General features: G+C 62.4%; 18 protein-coding genes. 7 read left to right on the top strand and 11 right to left on the bottom strand.

Annotation, left to right across the window (positions count from 1 at the left end):
* The first annotated feature begins 53 nt into the window (after positions 1-53).
* Positions 54-428, top strand: coding sequence for a response regulator transcription factor (locus LNV08_RS05685; protein WP_263532700.1), 375 nt, complete (start codon positions 54-56; stop codon positions 426-428).
* An 8-nt stretch (positions 429-436) separates the two neighbouring features.
* Here LNV08_RS05685 and LNV08_RS05680 read toward each other — a convergent pair whose 3' ends face one another.
* The 6 genes from LNV08_RS05680 to LNV08_RS05655 all read right to left on the bottom strand — a co-directional run bounded on the left by LNV08_RS05680 (position 437) and on the right by LNV08_RS05655 (position 5,988).
* Positions 437-1,444, bottom strand: a complete 1,008-nt coding sequence (locus LNV08_RS05680; protein ID WP_263532699.1) for a branched-chain amino acid ABC transporter permease — start codon at positions 1,442-1,444, stop codon at positions 437-439.
* A gap of 2 nt (positions 1,445-1,446) precedes the next feature.
* Positions 1,447-2,334, bottom strand: coding sequence for a branched-chain amino acid ABC transporter permease (locus tag LNV08_RS05675; RefSeq protein WP_263532698.1), 888 nt, complete (start codon positions 2,332-2,334; stop codon positions 1,447-1,449).
* A 39-nt stretch (positions 2,335-2,373) separates the two neighbouring features.
* The gene (locus LNV08_RS05670; protein ID WP_414858690.1) at positions 2,374-3,576 is read right to left on the bottom strand and encodes an ABC transporter substrate-binding protein; all 1,203 of its coding nucleotides are present in this window, start codon (positions 3,574-3,576) and stop codon (positions 2,374-2,376) included.
* Positions 3,577-3,651: 75 nt separating this feature from the next.
* Positions 3,652-4,365: an ABC transporter ATP-binding protein gene (locus LNV08_RS05665; protein WP_263532696.1), complete on the bottom strand. Its 714-nt coding sequence runs from the start codon at positions 4,363-4,365 to the stop codon at positions 3,652-3,654.
* Positions 4,365-5,135: an ABC transporter ATP-binding protein gene (locus LNV08_RS05660; protein ID WP_263532695.1), complete on the bottom strand. Its 771-nt coding sequence runs from the start codon at positions 5,133-5,135 to the stop codon at positions 4,365-4,367. The genes LNV08_RS05665 and LNV08_RS05660 overlap by 1 nt, the downstream gene beginning before the upstream one ends.
* 244 nt (positions 5,136-5,379) lie before the next feature.
* Positions 5,380-5,988, bottom strand: coding sequence for a helix-turn-helix transcriptional regulator (locus tag LNV08_RS05655; protein WP_263532694.1), 609 nt, complete (start codon positions 5,986-5,988; stop codon positions 5,380-5,382).
* 120 nt (positions 5,989-6,108) lie between these two features.
* Between LNV08_RS05655 and LNV08_RS05650 the strand changes: the two genes are divergently transcribed.
* Complete coding sequence (locus tag LNV08_RS05650; RefSeq protein ID WP_263532693.1) at positions 6,109-8,313, top strand: D-(-)-3-hydroxybutyrate oligomer hydrolase; 2,205 nt, start codon at positions 6,109-6,111, stop codon at positions 8,311-8,313.
* Between the two features lie 18 nt (positions 8,314-8,331).
* Here LNV08_RS05650 and LNV08_RS05645 read toward each other — a convergent pair whose 3' ends face one another.
* Both LNV08_RS05645 and LNV08_RS05640 read right to left on the bottom strand, forming a co-directional pair.
* Positions 8,332-9,231 (bottom strand): hypothetical protein, encoded by a 900-nt coding sequence (locus LNV08_RS05645; RefSeq protein ID WP_263532692.1) that lies wholly within the window; start codon positions 9,229-9,231, stop codon positions 8,332-8,334.
* Between the two features lie 27 nt (positions 9,232-9,258).
* Positions 9,259-9,777: a GNAT family N-acetyltransferase gene (locus LNV08_RS05640; RefSeq protein WP_263532691.1), complete on the bottom strand. Its 519-nt coding sequence runs from the start codon at positions 9,775-9,777 to the stop codon at positions 9,259-9,261.
* 114 nt (positions 9,778-9,891) lie between these two features.
* Here LNV08_RS05640 and LNV08_RS05635 point away from each other — a divergent pair, with 114 nt between their 5' ends.
* Both LNV08_RS05635 and LNV08_RS05630 read left to right on the top strand, forming a co-directional pair.
* Positions 9,892-10,866, top strand: coding sequence for an MBL fold metallo-hydrolase (locus LNV08_RS05635; RefSeq protein WP_263532690.1), 975 nt, complete (start codon positions 9,892-9,894; stop codon positions 10,864-10,866).
* Between the two features lie 47 nt (positions 10,867-10,913).
* Positions 10,914-11,693 (top strand): substrate-binding periplasmic protein, encoded by a 780-nt coding sequence (locus LNV08_RS05630; RefSeq protein ID WP_263532689.1) that lies wholly within the window; start codon positions 10,914-10,916, stop codon positions 11,691-11,693.
* A 188-nt stretch (positions 11,694-11,881) separates the two neighbouring features.
* Here the strand turns inward: LNV08_RS05630 and LNV08_RS05625 are convergent, their stop codons facing one another.
* Complete coding sequence (locus tag LNV08_RS05625) at positions 11,882-12,103, bottom strand: heavy-metal-associated domain-containing protein (RefSeq protein ID WP_263532688.1); 222 nt, start codon at positions 12,101-12,103, stop codon at positions 11,882-11,884.
* A 186-nt stretch (positions 12,104-12,289) separates the two neighbouring features.
* Between LNV08_RS05625 and LNV08_RS05620 the strand changes: the two genes are divergently transcribed.
* Positions 12,290-12,865, top strand: a complete 576-nt coding sequence (locus LNV08_RS05620; protein WP_263532687.1) for a hypothetical protein — start codon at positions 12,290-12,292, stop codon at positions 12,863-12,865.
* A gap of 4 nt (positions 12,866-12,869) precedes the next feature.
* Here LNV08_RS05620 and LNV08_RS05615 read toward each other — a convergent pair whose 3' ends face one another.
* Together LNV08_RS05615 and LNV08_RS05610 are read right to left on the bottom strand one after the other, a co-directional pair.
* Positions 12,870-13,055 (bottom strand): hypothetical protein, encoded by a 186-nt coding sequence (locus tag LNV08_RS05615; RefSeq protein WP_263532686.1) that lies wholly within the window; start codon positions 13,053-13,055, stop codon positions 12,870-12,872.
* Between the two features lie 81 nt (positions 13,056-13,136).
* Entirely contained in the window at positions 13,137-14,765 is a 1,629-nt protein-coding gene (locus tag LNV08_RS05610) for a peptide chain release factor 3 (protein WP_263532685.1), read from the bottom strand.
* A 156-nt stretch (positions 14,766-14,921) separates the two neighbouring features.
* Here LNV08_RS05610 and LNV08_RS05605 point away from each other — a divergent pair, with 156 nt between their 5' ends.
* Both LNV08_RS05605 and LNV08_RS05600 read left to right on the top strand, forming a co-directional pair.
* Positions 14,922-16,979, top strand: coding sequence for a S9 family peptidase (locus LNV08_RS05605; protein ID WP_263532684.1), 2,058 nt, complete (start codon positions 14,922-14,924; stop codon positions 16,977-16,979).
* Positions 16,976-17,965: a GNAT family N-acetyltransferase gene (locus LNV08_RS05600; RefSeq protein ID WP_263532683.1), complete on the top strand. Its 990-nt coding sequence runs from the start codon at positions 16,976-16,978 to the stop codon at positions 17,963-17,965. The genes LNV08_RS05605 and LNV08_RS05600 overlap by 4 nt, the downstream gene beginning before the upstream one ends.
* The last annotated feature ends 98 nt before the right edge of the window (positions 17,966-18,063 follow it).

Raw genomic sequence — 18,063 nt, 5'->3', positions numbered from 1 at the left:
ATAGGGCTGTTGCCGCTATTTGCCGAATTTTCGCAAGACCGGAGTTCGAACGCATGAAACTGAAAATCCTGATCGTCGATGACAACGAAGAGATTCGCGCCCTGCTGCATGCGACCTTGGATCTGGCGGATGCTTTCGAGCTGCACGAAACGCATGACGGCCCAAGCGCGGTGGCGATGATTGACACATTGGCGCCCAACCTGGTGTTGATGGACATCATGATGCCGGGCGAGTTCGACGGCGTCGAGGCCTGCCGGCGCATCAAGGCGGCGGGTGGCGCCAACGCCCCCAAGGTGGTGTTGATCAGCGCCAAGCCGGTCGATCAGATCAAGGCCGATGCCAAGACCTGCGGCGCCGACCTCTTCATCGCCAAGCCCTTCGGCCCCGCCCAGTTGGTTGAGGCGATCACGGCTTTGTACCGCGCCTGACCCAGTGGCTAAGGCTTAGCCCGGGCCTTATCCCATAGGGCGATCGCCTCGCCCACCACGCCGCGCCGGAAGGCCAGCACGCAAACGATAAAGATCAGCCCGGTCACCAAGCTGACCGATTCACCCAGGCCGTTGAACCAGTTGACGCCGGTGAGGTCGGCCAAGGCCTTGCCGAGGTCGCCGATCTTGTTTTCCAGCGCAATGATGATCAGCGCGCCCACCATGGGGCCGACCAAGGTGCCCATGCCGCCGACCAGGGTCATCAGAATCACCAGGCCCGAGGTGGTCCAGACCGCGTCGGTCAGCGTCGCAAAGCCCAGCACCAAGGTCTTGGTGGCGCCGGCCAGGCCGGCCAATGTGGCCGACAGCACAAAGGCCAAGAGCTTGAAACGGTCGACGTCGTAGCCTAGAGAAATGGCTCGTGGCTCGTTCTCGCGGATCGAGGTCAGCACTTGACCGAAAGGCGAATGCACGGTGCGGTAAATCAACCAGAAGCCCGCGATGAAGACGCCGAGCACGACGTAGTAAAGCGTTAGATCGTTGTTGAGATCAAGGCCTAAGAAGCTGCCGCGCGGCACCGACTGCAGGCCGTCTTCGCCGCCAGTGAACGAGGCTTGCAGGAAGAAAAAGTACAGCATCTGGCTCAGCGCCAGCGTGATCATCGAGAAGTAGATGCCTGCGCGCTTGATGGCCAGCAGGCCGATGACCAGCCCGACGCCGCCGGCCGCCAGGGCGCCAAAAATCAAACCGGCCGGGGCTGAGAAGCCCCAGACCTTCAGTGCATGGCCGGCGCCGTAGGCTGCGGTGCCCAGGAAGGCGGCATGGCCGAAGCTGAGCAGGCCCGTGAAGCCGACCAGCAAGTTGAAGGCGCAGGCAAACAGCGCAAAGCACAAGACCTTCATCACGAAGATCGGATACACGCCCAGGGCCGGCAGCAGGGCGATGGCGCCGAACAGCAGCGCATAGCCGTAAATGGGGTTGAGTGAAGCTTTTGATGTCGAAACGAGCGCGGTCATGTTCATTTTTCCTTGCCAAACAGACCGGCCGGCCGCACCAGCAACACGATGGCCATCACCACAAACACCACCGTGCTTGAGGCCTCGGGGTAGAACACCTTGGTCAGTCCCTCGATCACTCCCAGGCCCAGCCCGGTCAAGATCGAGCCGAGAATGGAACCCATGCCGCCGATCACCACCACCGCGAACACGACGATGATCAAGTTGCTGCCCATCAGCGCGCTCACCTGCAAGATCGGCGCAGCCAGCACGCCGGCAAAGGCTGCCAAAGCGACGCCGCCGGCATAGGTCAGCGTGATCATGCGCGGCACATTGATGCCAAAGGCTTGCACCAGCTTGGGGTTCTCGGTGCCGGCGCGCAAGGTGGCGCCCAGCGTAGTCTTCTCGATCAAAGCCCAGACCGCCAGACAGACGGTGATGGAGGCCACCACCACCCAGGCGCGGTAGTTGGGCAAAATCATGAAGCCCAGATTGGTGGCGCCTTGCAGCGCCTCGGGCACCTGGTATTGCTGGCCCGAGACGCCATAAAAGCTGCGGAATATGCCCTCCATCACCAGCGTGATGCCGAAGGTCAGCAGCAGGCCGTAGATATGGTCGAGCTTGTAGAGCCACTGCAGCATCAGCCGCTCGATCAAGATGCCCAAAGCCCCGACGATCAGCGGCGCCAGCAGGAGCATCATCCAGTAATTCATGCCCAGATACTCCAGCCCCATCCAGGCCAGAAAGGCGCCCATCATGTACAGCGCCCCATGGGCAAAGTTGATGATGTTGAGCATGCCGAAAATGACGGCCAAGCCCAGCGACAGCATCGCGTAAAACGAGCCGTTCACCAGGCCCAGCAGGAGCTGGCCCAGCAGGGCGGGCAAGGGGATGCCGAAAAAGTCCGTCATGTTCAGGGCCTGCTCAAACCGTAAGTAACTGTTCCGCGATCACTTCTTGACAAGTGGGCACTTTGAATCGGCCAGCTTGGTGAAGGCTTCTTCGCCCGGGATGCGCGTGGTGACCTTGAAGTAATCCCAAGGCTCGTTGGACTCTTTCGGTGACTTCACCTGCAGCAGGAACATGTCATGGATGCCGCGCCCGTCTTCCTTGCGGATATTGCCCTTGACGTAGAAGTCGTTGATTGGCGTGGACTTCATCTTGACCATCACCTTGTCGGCATCGTCGGTCTTGATGGCGTCGACAGCTTTCAGATAGTGCATCGCGGCCGAGTAGTCGGCAGCCTGCAGCGAGGATGGCATGCGCTTCATCTTCTCGAAGAAGCGGCGGCTCCATTCGCGGGCCTCGGGGCTTTGGTTCCAGTACCAGCTGTCGGTCAGATACATGCCTTCGGTTGTCTTCAGGCCCAAAGAATGGATGTCATTGATGAACATCAGCAAGCCGGCCAACTTCATGGTCTTGGTGACGCCAAACTCATTGGCGGCCTTGATCGCGTTGATGGTGTCACCGCCCGCATTCGCCAAACCCAGAACTTGCGCCTTGCTGCCCTGCGCTTGCAGCAAGAAGGACGAGAAATCGCTGGCATTGAGCGGGTGCTTGACGCTGCCCAACACTTGACCGCCAGTCTTGGCGACAACCGCTGCGGTGTCGTTCTGCAGAGAGGCGCCGAAGGCATAGTCGGCGGTCAGGAAGTACCAGCTCTTGCCGCCGCCCTTGGTCACCGCAGCGCCGGTGCCATTGGCCAGCGCCACCGTGTCGTAAGCGTAGTGGATGGTGTAGGGCGTGCAGTCTTCATTGGTCAGGCGGGCCGAGCCGGCGCCAATCACCATGAAGGGGCGCTTCTTTTCCGCCGCAATCTTGGCCATGGCCAGGTTGGCGCCGGAGTTGGTGCCGCCGATCAGCATGTCCAGACCTTGGGTGTCAATCCACTCGCGCGCCTTGCTGGCGGCGACGTCGGCCTTGTTTTGGTGGTCGGCAAAAATCAGCTCGACCTTTTTGCCGGCAGCCATGCCCTTCATATCGGCGATCGCCATCTTGATCGCCTCGACGCCGCCGGCGCCGTCGATGTCGGCGTAGACGCTGGACATATCGGTGATGAAGCCGATCTTGACGGTGTCGCCGGAGATCTGCGCCTGAGCCGCGCCGGCTAAGCCAACGGCGGCGATGGAGGCGAGGGCGGTGCGCTTGAACATTGGGGTCATGGTCTTGTCTCCTGGAACGGTGGTTTTGGGTCGAACAAAGAACAAATCAGTCAGCAAGTCAATCAATCAAACACTGAGCAGCTCGTCGAGCTTGGCCTGCTTGGCCGGCAACTCGGCAGCCGCGAAGGATTCCACCACCTCGCCATGTTCGACCACCACAAAATGGTCGGCCAGCGGCGCGGCAAAGCGGAAGTTCTGCTCCACCATCACGATGGTGAAGCCTTGGCCTTTGAGCGTGGTGATCATGCGCGCCAGGGTCTGCACGATCACGGGAGCCAGGCCCTCGGAGATTTCGTCCAGCAGCAAGATGTCGGCGCCTGTGCGCAGGATGCGCGCCACCGCCAGCATTTGCTGCTCGCCGCCCGACAGCCGCGTGCCGGGGCTGTGCCGGCGCTCGGCCAAGTTAGGGAACATCTGGTAGATCTGCGCATCGCTCATCGGCGTGGCACGGCCCCCGCTCAAACGCGGTGGCAGATGCAGGTTTTCCTCGGTCGTCAGCGAGGCAAAAATGCCGCGCTCTTCCGGGCAATAGCCCAGGCCTAGATGGGCGATGCGGTGTGTGGCCATGGCGATGGTCTCGCTGCCATGCACCTTGATGGAGCCCTTGCGCGAACCGGTCAAGCCCATGATGGCGCGCAAGGTGGTGGTACGGCCAGCACCGTTGCGCCCCAGCAGGGTCAAGACCTGACCCTTTTGTACAGACAGATTGATGCCGTGGAGGATATGGGACTCGCCGTACCAGGCGTGGAGATCACTGATCTCCAAAGCAGGAACACTCATCAATGTGCTCCCTGTAGTTCGGCCGCTTCGCTGCCCATATAGGCTTCCAGCACGGCCGGGTGTCTGGAGACTTCGGCGTAATCCCCCTCGGCCAGTACGGCACCGCGCGCCAGCACGGTGATGCGGTCGGCTATTTTTGACACGACCTTCATATTGTGTTCAACCATCAAGACGGTGCGGCCCTCGGCGACGCGCTTGATCAGCGCGGTGACGCGGTCCACATCCTCGTGGCCCATGCCTTGCGTTGGCTCGTCCAGCAGCATCAAGGTGGGCTCCATCGCCATCGTGGTGGCGATCTCCAGCGCGCGCTTGCGGCCATAGGGCAAATCGCCCGCCTTCAGCGCCGCCATATCGCGCAGGTCCACCAGTTCTAACAGCGCAAGCACACGGGCATCGAGCTGCTTCAAGCCGGTCAGGCCTTTCCAGAAATGAAAGCTGGTACCGGTGAAGCGCTGCAAGCCGATGCGCACGTTTTCCAGCACGGTCAGATGCGGGAATACGGCGGAAATCTGGAAGCTGCGGATCACGCCGCGGCGGGCAATTTCGGCGGGCTTTTCGCCGGTGATGTCGACGCCGTTGAAGTGGATGCTGCCGCGCGTCGGCTCCAAAAACTTGGTCAGCAGATTGAAGCAAGTCGTCTTGCCGGCGCCGTTGGGGCCGATCAAAGCATGGATCGCACCGCGCTGCACCCGCAGGTTGACCCCGTCAACGGCGGTGAAGCCCTTGAAGTCCTTGCTGAGTCCGCGGGTCTCGAGAATGAGTTCGCTCACTGTGCATCGGCGCACCCGATCAGGGCGCGATTGAAGTTGAGGGCCCAATATAGGGCGTAAAGGCAAGACCTGGCACCGGAACTTCCTCTACGTAGCTTTGCGCTAGGGTAACTACTGACGTACCTTGCGAAAAGCCCGCCCAGCGGCGTTGCTTCGCCTTGCCGTACTGGCGTACTGTCTGCGGCGGCGCGCCTAGCTGGACGGGCTTTGCGCAAGGTACGTGTTTCAGCTTTATCTCAAGTGTTTAACTGGATTGGCTTTGCGCTGCGCCTGAATTGCTTGCACCCATCACCCGGCCCACCAAGGCGGCGGCGTTGTGAACGTCATAACGCTGTCTCAGGCCGGCGCGCAGCTTTTCGACGGTGCGGGGCGACAGGCCCAGCAGCTTGGCCGATTCCTTGGCGGTTTGCCCGGCCGCCATGGCGGTCAAGACCTCGCGCTCGCGCGGCGTCAGCGCTTCCGAGTCGCATTGCTGAGTGAAAACACGCTCAAAAGTCCAGGCCGCTTCGACAAAGGGCGCAGCCATGTCACGGGCATGGCCATGCACGCGGCACCACTGCAAGCGGCCATCGCGGCGGCGCATCAGGCGCTCGTCTTGATAACTACCGCAGCCCAGCATCGCGGTCTGTATGCGTTGGCCAATGCGTCTGAACTCCACATCGCTGGGGAACAAGACAGCGAAGCTCTGGCCTATCAAATCTTGCTGCTCAAAGCCAAACATCGCCGCAAAACTTGGGTTCACCCAGGTCAGCACGCGCTCATGTGTCAAAGCCAGCCCTAGCGGGCTCAAGCTCGCAAAGGCTTCTGCTGGGGAAAACCCTGGCGTAGTTTTGGGGCTTGTTGCTGCTTCCATGGCTGCGTAGGCTAACCGATTATTCGCGCGGCAGTATGAAAAGCGGCGCAAGGGCGTGCGCCTGCCCGGCATTCGCCCCCTCGAAGTCGAAGCCAACGATATTCCAAAGGAGACAAAGCCATGAAGACCTCACGCCGTTTTACAAGTAAGAATCCCTTGCGCCCGAAAGCGCTGCTGGGCCTGACGCCCCTCTTGCTGGCGCTGAGCGCCTGCAGCAGCAACGACGACCCCGCCCCTGAGCCGCCACCGCCGCCCGCACCTGTCGTCAATGTGCTGCCGGCCTTTGTGGCCGGCACCGTGGCGCAAGCCAGTTATGACGGCAGCAGCGACGACCTCTTGACCGCCGGCCTGGGTAAGACCGGCTTGCTCGGCGCGGCGCCCGCCTTTGCCGTGCCGGCCTCGCCCACCGTGGCCGAGTTGCGACGCAACGCAATTTACAACAATTACCGCGCCTTGATTGACTACACGGTGGTCGGTGGCTTCACGCGTTTGTACGGCCCCAATATTGACATCAGCGGCGCCGACACGCTGGGCGAAGGCAAGGTCGCCGGTACCGAATACATCGCCGTCGCCGATGACGGCACGGGCCGCCAGAACGTCGTGCTGATGGTGCAAGTGCCGAACAGCTTTGACGTCAAGAACCCCTGCATCGTCACCGCCACCTCGTCCGGCTCGCGCGGCGTTTACGGTGCCATCGGCACTGCCGGCGAATGGGGTCTCAAGCATGGTTGTGCGGTGGCCTATGCCGACAAGGGCTCGGGCAACGGTCTGCATGACCTGTCCAGCGACAACGTGATCCAAGTCGACGGCACGATCGCCACCGCCACGGTTGCGGGTAAAAAGGCGCATTTCAATGCGGGTCTGAGCGAGGCCGAGCGAATTGGCTACAACGCTGCCTTCCCGAACCGGGTGGCCTACAAGCACGCGCATTCGCAGCAGAACCCCGAGAAGGATTGGGGCCGCGACACGCTGCGCGCCGTCAAGTTGGCTTTCTATGTCTTGAACGAGAAGTACGGTACCGACATCCCCGCCCAACCGGGTAAAAAAGAGGTTGTCATCACACCGGCCAAGACCATCGTGATCGCGTCCTCGGTGTCCAATGGTGGCGGTGCCGCGCTGGCGGCGGCCGAACAAGATACGGAAAGCTTGATCGACGGCGTGGCTGTGACCGAGCCGAATGCCCAGCCCGGCGCCAACACCGGCCTGACGATCAAACAAGGCGCAGCCGCCGCGGTGGCGACGCATAGCAAGCCTTTGATCGATTACTTCTCCTTTGCCAATATTTATCAGCCTTGCGCGGCGGTGTCGGCCCAGGCAGGCCTGTCCGTGAGCGCGGCCTTCTGGCCGGCAGCCTATACCGCCAGCGCACAAAACCGTTGCACGGCGCTGAAGGCGCGGGGCTTGCTCAGCGGCGCCACCCTGGCCGATCAGGCCGACGAAGCCTTGGCCAAGATGAACGCCTATGGCTGGCAGGCCGAGAACAACTTCCTGCAGCAGTCGCACTACCGTTTCGCCACCAATTCCATCGTGGTCACCTATGTCAACAGCTATGGCAAGTTCAAGCCCAGCGACAACGTCTGCGGCTTCAGCTATGCCAACACCAACGCCACCGGCGATGTCGTGGCTCAAAGCGCCATCACGCAAGCAGGGCTGTTCTCCAGCGGCAATGGCGTGCCGCCAACCGGCGGCGTCAACGTCGTCTTCAACGATTCGGTCGGCGGCGCTAAGCTGGACTTCTTGGCCACCTCGGCCACCAGCGGAACGGCCGACTTCGCGCTTGACGGCGCTTTGTGCATGCGCTCACTGGTGACCGGCAAGGATGCGGTCAGCGGCGCGGGCTTGTTCGGCACGCAAAAGAGCTGGTCCGACCGTGTCATCGCCGGCATGAACGAGGTGCAACTCACGGCCAAGCTGCGCAGCCTGCCGACCATCATCGTGGCCGGCCGCAGTGACACGCTGATCCCGGTGAATCATGCAGCGCGTGCCTATTACGGCAAGAACCAGGTGCTCGAAGCGGCGACGTCCAAGACCCGCTACTACGAGGTCACCAATGCGCAGCATTTCGACACCTTCATCGCCTTTGGTGCGCTGCTGGGCTATGACAGTCGATTGCTGCCACTGCATGTCTACTTCGGTCGCGCGATGGATCAGATGTGGGCACATCTGAAGAACGGCACGGCCTTGCCGGCGAGCCAGGTGGTGCACACCACGCCGCGTGCGGCCGGCGTCAACGTGACCTTGGCTAATGTGCCGGTCTGGGCACCGACGCCGGCCGCGTCGGATGCGATCGGCTTTGCCTCCGGCGTGTTGACTATCCCTGACTAAGCTTAGGCTCGGCTGGGCTCAATGGGGGCGCAAGTAGCAGGCTTGGCCCCCATTCGCCTCCGCCTTCGCATCGTCCTCGCCTTCCTCTTCGCTGCACAGCGCGGCGATGAAGGCGGGGTCCAGCACCTGGCCCGGCAGCAATAACTCTTCGTTGGGCCAGCGCTTGACCAAATGGCCATTGGCGACGCCGCCGGTATGCGGCGTTTGGTAGGCGCGACGGTGCTGCATCGTCACACCGGCGTTGGCGTTAGCGATGATGCGGCTCTCGCCTAAGGCCCAGGGCTCAAAGTAGGCATCTGCCGCCAGATCCACCTGGCGGAAATAGGCGCGCGCGCCCTCGGCGTTCAGCTTCTTGCGCACCGTGCGTGTGATCAGGCCTTGCAACTGGTCGAGCGCGGCGTCGCTCATCTGCTGGATGGCGGCGGGACTCAGGTCTTGCCCTCCCAATAGCTCAGCAAGTGCCGGTGCGGCAGCCAAATCGGCCGGCAGTACCTGCACCATCGCCGCCACCACCGCGTGCTGCGGCGCCACGGCGGTCGCCACGCCGCGTGTTTGCGGCTGCACGGGGCAGCGGATCTCGACAAAGCGCGGCTTGGTCGGGCCCGAGCAGCCGTCGTGGTGGTAGTACTCGCCCTGGCTCAGCCGGCCCTTGCTGGAGCGGCCGCGCACATCGCGGTAAGTCGGGTGTTGGGTGTGCAAATTCAGGCAGACAACCAGGCCGGTAGCGTCCACCAGCTGATAAAAAGCCTCGCGCCACTCGGGCAGCAAGAGCTGCTCATGCAGATAGTCACTGACCTTGCCCTCGGCGCCCACCTCGCCTTCGATCACCAGCACGAAGGGTTTGGGTCGCCGCACGCGCCAGCGGGTATTGGCGAATTCAAGCACAGGCGAAGAGGGGGGCGTTTGCGGCTCGGACATGGGGGTAAAAGCAATCATCAAGGTCGGTCACGATTGGGCGGGCGGGATGGGCGTGGGGCCGGCAGCACGCCAGCGCAGCAAGTATTCCAGCTCATTTTCGCCGTAGTCCACAAAGCCCAGCCGTCGGTACAGCGCCTGCGCCGGGTTGCGCTTCAAGACGCCCAATTCAAGCCCTACGCCGGCCGCTGCCGCCTCGTTCTGCAAAGCTCGCAGCAGCGCCGCGCCCAAACCCTGGCCTTGCAGCTCGGGCGCGATCTGCAGTTGATGGATCAGCCATGAGTCTTCGCTGCGGCTCATCTTCAGCAGCCCGGCGGCTTCGCCCCCGTGCAGCAAGATCTCGGCGACCTCGAACTTGAACATCACACGCGCCAGGTCGCTTTCTGCGTCTATCGGGATACCGGCCTCGGCCAGATAGGCATGAAAAGTCTGCTGCCGTAATCGCAGCAAGAAGGGCAAATCGGCCAAGGTGGCCGGCCGGCTTGATAGGGCCGGGGCCAAGCTGGATCTGGGTGATACGTCTTGTCCGGCGCAGCTAGGTTTGTGCATGGCGTCTACAGTTGGGCGGGCGTGTTCTCAAGCGGGATTGTCGGACCTCGCCAGCAAAAAGTCGTTGTGCTTGCTATGCTGCTGAGCCGATTTTGTGCAGCCTAAGGAAGATCCATGAACCGAATTGCCGCCTTCAGTTTTGCCCTCAGCACCTTTTGCGTCGCACTGAGCTCGGCGCTGCCGATGGCCGCACAAGCCGCCGCCCCGCAAGTCAAAACCCAGGCACCCGGCTACTACCGGATGCTGCTCGGCGACTTCGAGATCACCGCTATCAGCGACGGCACGGTGGCGCTGCCCATGGACAAGCTGTTGACGCAAGCCGCGCCGGGCGAGGTCAAGGCGGCGCTGGAGCGGGCCTATTTGAAGCTGCCGCTGGAGACATCGGTCAATGCGTTTTTGGTCAACACGGGGTCGAAGCTGGTTTTGATCGATACCGGCGCGGCGGGCTTGTTCGGCCCGACCTTGGGTCGCTTGATGGGCAATCTGAAGGCCGCCGGCTACAGCCCGGAGCAGATCGATGAGGTCTACATCACCCATCTGCACGGCGACCATATGGGCGGCTTGGTGTCGCCGGAGGGCAAGCCGGCATTTCCCAACGCCGTGCTGCGCATGGACAAGGCCGAGGCCGACCATTGGTTGAGCAGCGAGAAGATGGCCAAGGCGGCCGCCGAGGATCAGTCCGGCTTCAAGAGCGCGATGGCCACTCTCAAGCCCTATCAAGACGCCGGCAAGCTTCTGACCTTCAGTGGCTCGACCCAGTTGGTGCCCGGTATCAGCAGCATCGCCACGCCCGGACACACGCCCGGCCACAGCGTCTATGCGGTCGAAAGCCAGGGCCAGAAGCTGCTCGTTCTGGGCGACTTGATCCATGTGGCAGCGGTGCAGTTCCCCAACCCGGCGGTCACGATTGCGTTTGACAGTGATGCCAAGGAGGCCGCGCCGCAGCGCCAGAAGGTGTTTGCCGAAGCCGCTGAAAAAGGCTACTACTTGGGCGTTGCCCATGTCTCCTTCCCCGGTCTGGGCCAACTGCGGCCGAACGCCAAGAAGGGCTATGACTGGTTGCCGCTGAACTACAGCAGCAAGCCCTGAACCTGCCGAAGGGCGATGGCGGCAGACCTATTGATCGCGAGGCCGATATGGTCAAGTTCTATTCTGGTCGGGCAGCACGAATTTTGGCTTTGGGGCTGGGCATTTGCTTGGCCAACGGCGCGGTGCAAGCGCTTGAGCTGCATGCCTTCAGCGAGGACCTGCCGCCGTATGCATATGAGGAAAATGGCGTGCATCGGGGCATGGCCAACGAAGTCCTGGAGCGCATTGCCCAGCGCGCCGGGTTCGCCGTCAAACGCCGGAACATGCCCTGGGCCCGCTCCTTGCGCGAGGCGCAGGCCGAACCCAACTCGGTGCTCTATATAACGGTGCGCACGCCTGAACGGGAGGCGCAGTACTTGTGGGTCGGGCCACTCGACGCTTGCGACATTGTCTTAATGAGGTTGCGCCGCCGCAGCGAGCTGAAATTTGATCCCTCAGCGATGGCGCCGCCGCTGCAAATTGGTGTTAGTCGGGGCTCACCCTCGGCCGCCTTGCTGCGCGATGCCGGCGTTGCGGAGCAATTTATCTATGCAACGCCGCGCAGTGAAATCTCGGTGCGCATGCTCTACGCGGCGCGGCTGGACATGATGGCGGGCTTGTTTCTGCCCAGTCTCTACCAGGTGCAACGCAACGGCTATGACGTGGCGGAGCTGTATGCTTTTCACACCTTGAAGCCAGGCTATGGCTGCTACTTTGCCCTTAACCCCAAGGTCGATGCGCAGCTCTTGGCGCAATTCCGCAAGGGTTTTGAAGACTTGCAGAGCTCGGGCGAGCTGGAGTCTTTGCGCGAACAGTATTTGCGCGACCCTGAGCGGATACGGCGTTAAGGGAGCGCAACGGCCAGGTCGCCGCTTAAGAACTTGTCCGTAAATAGGCGGGTCAGAGGATGGCGAGACGATCTGAGCGCAGAGCAAGGCGCAGACCGGAGCGATACCCGTAGGTATCGCGAGGATCTGCAACGCAGCCATGCGTTCAAAGCGGCCGGCAGCCGACCCCGACTATTTACGGATAAGTTCTAAGCTGCAGGAGGCAAGACGCTGCTTGGATAACCTGCAGCCTCCAGCGCCGCAGCGATATCTTCGGCGGCGATCATCGAGCTGTGGCTGACCCAGGCCTGATGTTTGCCCAAGTCCACATCGGCTTGGTTCACGCAAGGCAGGTCCTGCAGCTCGAACATGACGGCATCGGCGTCGTCTTGGCTTTGCAGGGCGGGGATTTCAAAGGTGGTTTCTGGCATGGGCTGGGCTCGGTGAGGGGCTGATCGTAGCTGGCATGGGGCGCTCTTGCGTTCTTGCCCGTCTCGGCCTGATCCGCTTGCGCGACGGCCTATGCCTTGCTTTTGGCAGTTGGTCGAACGGTGCCGCACCGCGCCCGCAGTCGCGTCTACATTGGCAGCCATCACTTGTTTATAAGCGATCCTGCCATGAAGCCACGCCCAATCAAGCGCCCCTTTTCTGCCCCCCGCACCTTGGCCACATTGGGCCTCGGTCTGGCACTGCTGTCGCCCGCCTGGGCCTATGCTGCGGACCCAGCAGCCGACACCGGCAAGAGCTTTGTGGCTGGCATCAATGTCAAGGAGCAAGCCCGGCTGCAAGACATAGGCCTGCCGGCCTACCCCGGCGCCGTTGCGCAACAGGATGACAAAGACGACAAGCCCGGCGTCACCGTTGGCCTGTCCTTAGGCCCTTTTGGTTTCAAACTGCTGGTCTCCAAGTTCTCGAGCGGCGACAGCATTGACAGCATCTCGGCCTTCTACCGCGAGGCACTCAGCAAGCACGGCCCCGTACTGGATTGCAGTTACGGCAGCCCGGCGGCGCTGGCCGCCAAGGCAGAACGAAAAAAGGGTGCCGAACAAGGCTGCGCCGAGGTCAGCGGTGACCCCGGCGAGCGGGTCTACAAAACCGGCGCCGGCAAGAGCTTTCTCTTGGTGAGCCTCAAGCAGGCGAATGCCAAGGACGTGCACTTTCAGATGGTGCGCATGGAGTTGCGCGGATTCTAGAACTCTAGGCCTCGACCGGCCCGACTTCAAAGCCCATCAGCACGCTGGCCAGTTCCAGCGAGCGCCATAGATGCGGCGGCATCTCAAGAATCTTCTCGGGGGTTTTGGCGCGCGTGGTCCAGCTCAGAATCTCAAAGTGCTGCTCCGGCGTCAAGAACTTTTGCGCCAGCATTTCGTTCAGGGTTTGCATGACGAGCTCCTTTTCGGATGGCGAACAAGCAAAGTGCCTGTTCGCCGAGCTCAATATCGCATGAAATCAAGTTCGGTGGCTTTAGCCGTCCAGTCGCTTCTGGAACACCAGGCCCGCATGCTCGCGCAGCGCATGGAACTTGATCTTGGGCCAGTTGGCCTCGATCGCACGTAGCTCGGGCGCGTATTCCACCAGCACGGTCGGCGCGTCAACCGCGTCATAGGCCATGCGGTGATCATTCGCGTCGATGAAGCGCTTGAGTTCATTCGCATCATCGCAAGTGACCCAGCGCGCCACTTGGAAGCGGCTCGGCATGATGCGGGCCTTGCAACCGTACTCATGCTCCAGCCGATGTGCCACCACTTCAAACTGCAGCTGGCCCACGGCGCCGAGCAGCAGCACCGAGCCGGCTATTGGGCGGAAGACCTGGATCGCGCCTTCTTCGCCGAGCTGGGTCAGGCCGGCCTTGAGCTGCTTGGTGCGTAAGGGGTCAGCCACTTCGACAGAGCGGAACATTTCCGGCGCGAAGAAGGGCAGGCCGGTGAACTGCAAGGCCTCGCCTTCGGTGATGGTGTCACCGAGTTGCAGCACGCCATGGTTGGGGATACCGATGATGTCGCCGGCATAGGCCTCATCCAGCAGTTCGCGGCGCTGCGAAAGGAAGCTGACCACGGTGTTGGGGCGTAACTCCTTACCCGAGCGCACCACTTTGAGCCGCATGCCGCGCTCGAAATGGCCGCTGACGACGCGCAAAAACGCAATCCGGTCGCGGTGCGAGGGGTCCATATTGGCCTGAATCTTGAACACCACGCCGGTGAACTTGGGCTCGTCCGGCTGCACCACGCGCTGCATCGCGGCGCGTTCGGCCGGGGCCGGCGCCAGCTCAACCAGCGCGTCCAGAATCTCTTGCACGCCGAAATTGTTGACCGCCGAGCCGAAGAACATCGGTGTCAGTTTGCCGCTCAGGAAATCATCCAGATTGAACTCGGCCGCCGCGTCCTGCACCAGCTCGATCTCGCCCTCGGCCTGCTCGTACTGCATGCCGAAGCGTTCGGCGTAGGCCGGGTTGTTCAGGCCTTGCAGGATCTCGTCATCGCCACCGGCCTTGCCCTCGCCGGGCGAGAACACGCGCATCTGCTGTTGGCGCAAGTCCATCACGCCGTGAAAGTGTTTACCCATGCCGACCGGCCAGGTGAAGGGCACGACCGTCATGCCGAGCTCGCGCTCGATCTCGTCCATCAAGGCCAGCGGGTCTTGCACCTCGCGGTCCATCTTGTTGACGAAGGTCAGGATGGGTGTGTTGCGGGCCCGGCAAACCTGCAAGAGGCGGCGGGTCTGCGGCTCGACGCCGTTGGCCGCGTCGATCACCATCAGCGCCGCGTCCACGGCGGTCAGCACGCGGTAGGTGTCTTCCGAGAAGTCCTGGTGGCCGGGGGTGTCGAGCAAGTTGATCACGCAGTCGCGGTACTCCATCTGCATCACCGAGGATGCGACAGAAATGCCGCGCTGCTTCTCGATTTCCATCCAGTCCGAGGTCGCGTGGCGCGAGGCCTTGCGCGCCTTGACCGAGCCGGCGATCTGGATCGCGCCCGAAAACAGCAAGAGCTTTTCCGTCAGCGTGGTCTTGCCGGCATCCGGGTGGGAAATGATCGCAAAAGTGCGGCGGCGCTTGACTTCGGTTTGAATTTGGCTGGGCAGATCGGCTGACATGGTGGCGGCGCTCGGCGCGCTCAGCTGGGGCAGCCGCACGCTTGGGTCGAGAAAAAAGGAGGTCGCCGATTATCGCAGCGGCCGCGCTGCCCGCCGCTTTGCGCTTGCTTTGATATTCTGCGCACGAGCTTCAAAGACAAAACAGGGGGAGCAAGGATGCAAAAGAAACAGATAGCAGGAGGGCTGGGCTGGCGACGCATGTTCACCGGGCTTGCCTTGATTGGCGCAACGATGGCGGCTGCGGCCGCAAGCGAGGCGCCTGTTGTGCCCATCCCGATCGAGCGCTTCTTCCAGCGCCCGGCGGTGCTGGAGGCCAAGCTCTCGCCCTCAGGCAAGCAACTCGCCGTGACGACCTCGCGCGGCGCCACTCGCATCGGCTTGGTCGTGATTAACTTGGTCGGCGGCGAGGCCTCGGCCATGCGCGCCGTGTCCTTCTCCGACGCGGACATCACGCAGTTTGACTGGGTGGGCGAGAACCGCCTGGTATTCAGCGTGCATGACCTGCAAGCCGGTGGGGGGGAAGATAGGCGTTATGCGCCGGGCTTGTATGCGGTCAACCCGGACGGCAAGGACCTGCGCCAATTGGTGCGGCGCCAAGGCACGCCCTTTGTCAGCAACGGAACTTCACTCAGCCGCGCCTTGGAGTGGAACCATCTCTTGCTGCATGTGCCCTTGCAGCAAGACGGCGTCACGCCCGAAGAAGTGGTGGTCGGCAAGATGAACTTTGGCCGCGACCAGATCGTGTCCATCGTGCCGATCTGGTTAAACACCCGCAGCGGCCGTACCCGCAGCATCGAGCTGAATTCACCACCCCATACGGTGAGCTGGATGTTCGACAGCAAGGGTGAAGCCCGTGTCGCAGCCACGCTGGACCAAGGCCGCCAAGCCTTGCATTGGCGCGGACCGGGTGAAAGCAAATGGCGGCAATTGGCCGAGAGCGATGTGCTCAGCGCACCCTTCATACCCTCGGCAGTGGACGACGCCGGCAACCTTTATGTCAGCTCCAGCGATGGGCCCGAGGGCTATGCGGTGCTGAGTCGCTTTGACTTTGAAAAGGGAGTGCCTCTCACGCCGGCGCTGGTCACCACGCCTGGCTTTGATTTCAGCGGCAGCCTGGTGATGGACCGCGCCGGTGCGCGCGCTCTGGGCGTGCGGGTCGACACCGACGGCGAGCAGACCGTGTGGTTTGATGCCGGCATGAAGCGCATGCAGGCGCTGGCCGATGAGGGTTTGCCGGGTCGCACCAATCGGCTAAGTTGCCGTCGCTGCGGCGCCGAAGACATGGTGGTCCTGGTTCGCAGCTTTTCCGACCGCGAGCCCGGGCGCCTGTACTTGTATGAAGCCGAGACCCAGCGCTGGCAGCTCGTCAGCCGTGTGTTGGATGATATTGACGCTCAGCAGATGGCCATGGTGGACCTGCATCGCATCAAGGCACGTGATGGACGCGACCTGCCGGTCTGGCTGACGCAGCCGGCAGGCAGCAAAGCGGGCCAGCCCTTGCCAGCCGTGGTGCTGGTGCATGGCGGGCCCTGGGTGCGCGGTGGTCATTGGCAATGGGACGCGATGGAGCAGTTTTTGGCCTCGCGCGGCTACCTTGTTATCAGCCCCGAGTTCCGCGGCAGCACTGGCTATGGGGGTGCGCATTTTCACGCCGGATGGAAGCAATGGGGTCAGGCAATGCAAGACGATGTGGCCGACGCCTTGCTGTGGGCGCAAAAGCAAGGCCTGGCCAGTGACAAGGCTTGCATCGCCGGGGCAAGCTATGGTGGCTACAGCACGCTGATGGGTTTGATCAAGCAGCCCGAGCTCTACCGTTGCGGCGTCGCCTGGGTGGCGGTGACCGACCCCTTCTTGTTGCTCGAAGGCTCTTGGTGGGTCGACGATGATTCGAACGGCTTGGTGCGTAAACACATGTTGCCGCAGTTGGTGGGCGACGCCGACCAAGACGCCGAGATGCTCAAGGTCAACTCGCCGCTGGTGCAAGCCAAGCAGATCAAAGCGCCGCTGCTCTTGGCCTTCGGCGAGAGCGATAAACGCGTGCCGTTGGTGCACGGCACGCGCTTGCGTGCAGCCTTGACGGAGGCCGGCCGGCCACCCGAATGGGTGACTTATGAAAACGAGAGTCACAGCTGGCGCAAGGTCGAGACGCATGTGGACTTTGCCCGTCGGGTCGAGAAGTTTCTGGGTCAGCATTTAAAGGCGGACAAGCCTTGAACATCCCCACCCAACTCGAAACCGAGCGCCTGATCCTGCGCCCCTTTGTGCACAGCGACTGGCCCGCGCTGCATGCCCATTACAGCGACCCCGAATGCACCCGCTTCACCTTTGGCCGCTCCTTGAGCGAGGGCGAGAGCTGGCGGGCGATGGCCAGCATGGCCGGGCATTGGGCCTTGCGCGGCTATGGACCTTATGCGCTGGAGCACAAGCTTAGCGGCGCAGTGCTTGGCGCGGCCGGGCTTTGGTATCCCAACGATTGGCCCGAGCCCGAGATCAAATGGGCCTTGAGCCGCGCGTATTGGGGCCAGGGTTTCGCCAGCGAGGCGGTGCGTGCGGTGCAGGCGATGGCGCTGCGCGAGGCCCCGGACATGCCGCTGATCAGCTTCATCAAGGCCGAGAACAGCGCCTCGATCAACTTGGCGCTGGCGGTCGGAGCCAGCTTGGAGCAGCGGCGCGAGTTTCGCGCTAGCGCCTGGCATGTCTATCGTCACCCCGGCTATGCGCCGCAGCGGACCGTGATCAAGGCGCTGGACCCGGACAGCGCCGCCGCTCAGGCCTTGCTGGACGCCTCCAATCGGCTGATGGCCGAGCTGTATCCGGCGCTGGATAGCAATCACCTCGAAAGCGCGGCCGGCCTCAAGCCATCGAACGTGCTGTTTCTTGGCGCTTGGGTCGGCACCGAGCTGGCCGGCTGCGGCGCGGTCAAACGCATGGCGGCGGTTGAGGGCGGCCAAGCTTACGGTGAAATCAAGCGGGTCTTTGTGCGCCCGGAGCTGCGCGGACTAGGCCTGTCCAAGCTGCTGATGCAGCACCTGGAGCGGGACTTGGTCGAACGCGGCATCGGTCTCGCGCGCTTACAGACCGGCATCCGCCAGCCCGAGGCCTTGGCCTTGTATGCCGCCCTGGGCTACCAGCGCTGCGGCCCGTATGGTGCTCATGAGGCCGACGAAACGGGGGTATTTATGGAGAAGATACTCATCTGATTCAGCGGGGTCCGAGGCATTTGCTGGGCGAAAACCAAGTGTTTCAAGCCGCTCGCCGAGCTCGACTTGGGCTAGCATCTGGCAGGCATGACCTTTTG

The organism is Paucibacter sp. TC2R-5 (assembly GCF_025717605.1).
Taxonomy (GTDB): domain Bacteria; phylum Pseudomonadota; class Gammaproteobacteria; order Burkholderiales; family Burkholderiaceae_C; genus Paucibacter_A; species Paucibacter_A albus.
Note: the sequence above shows the minus strand (reverse complement) of the source record. Positions and strands in the feature narration are given on the sequence as shown.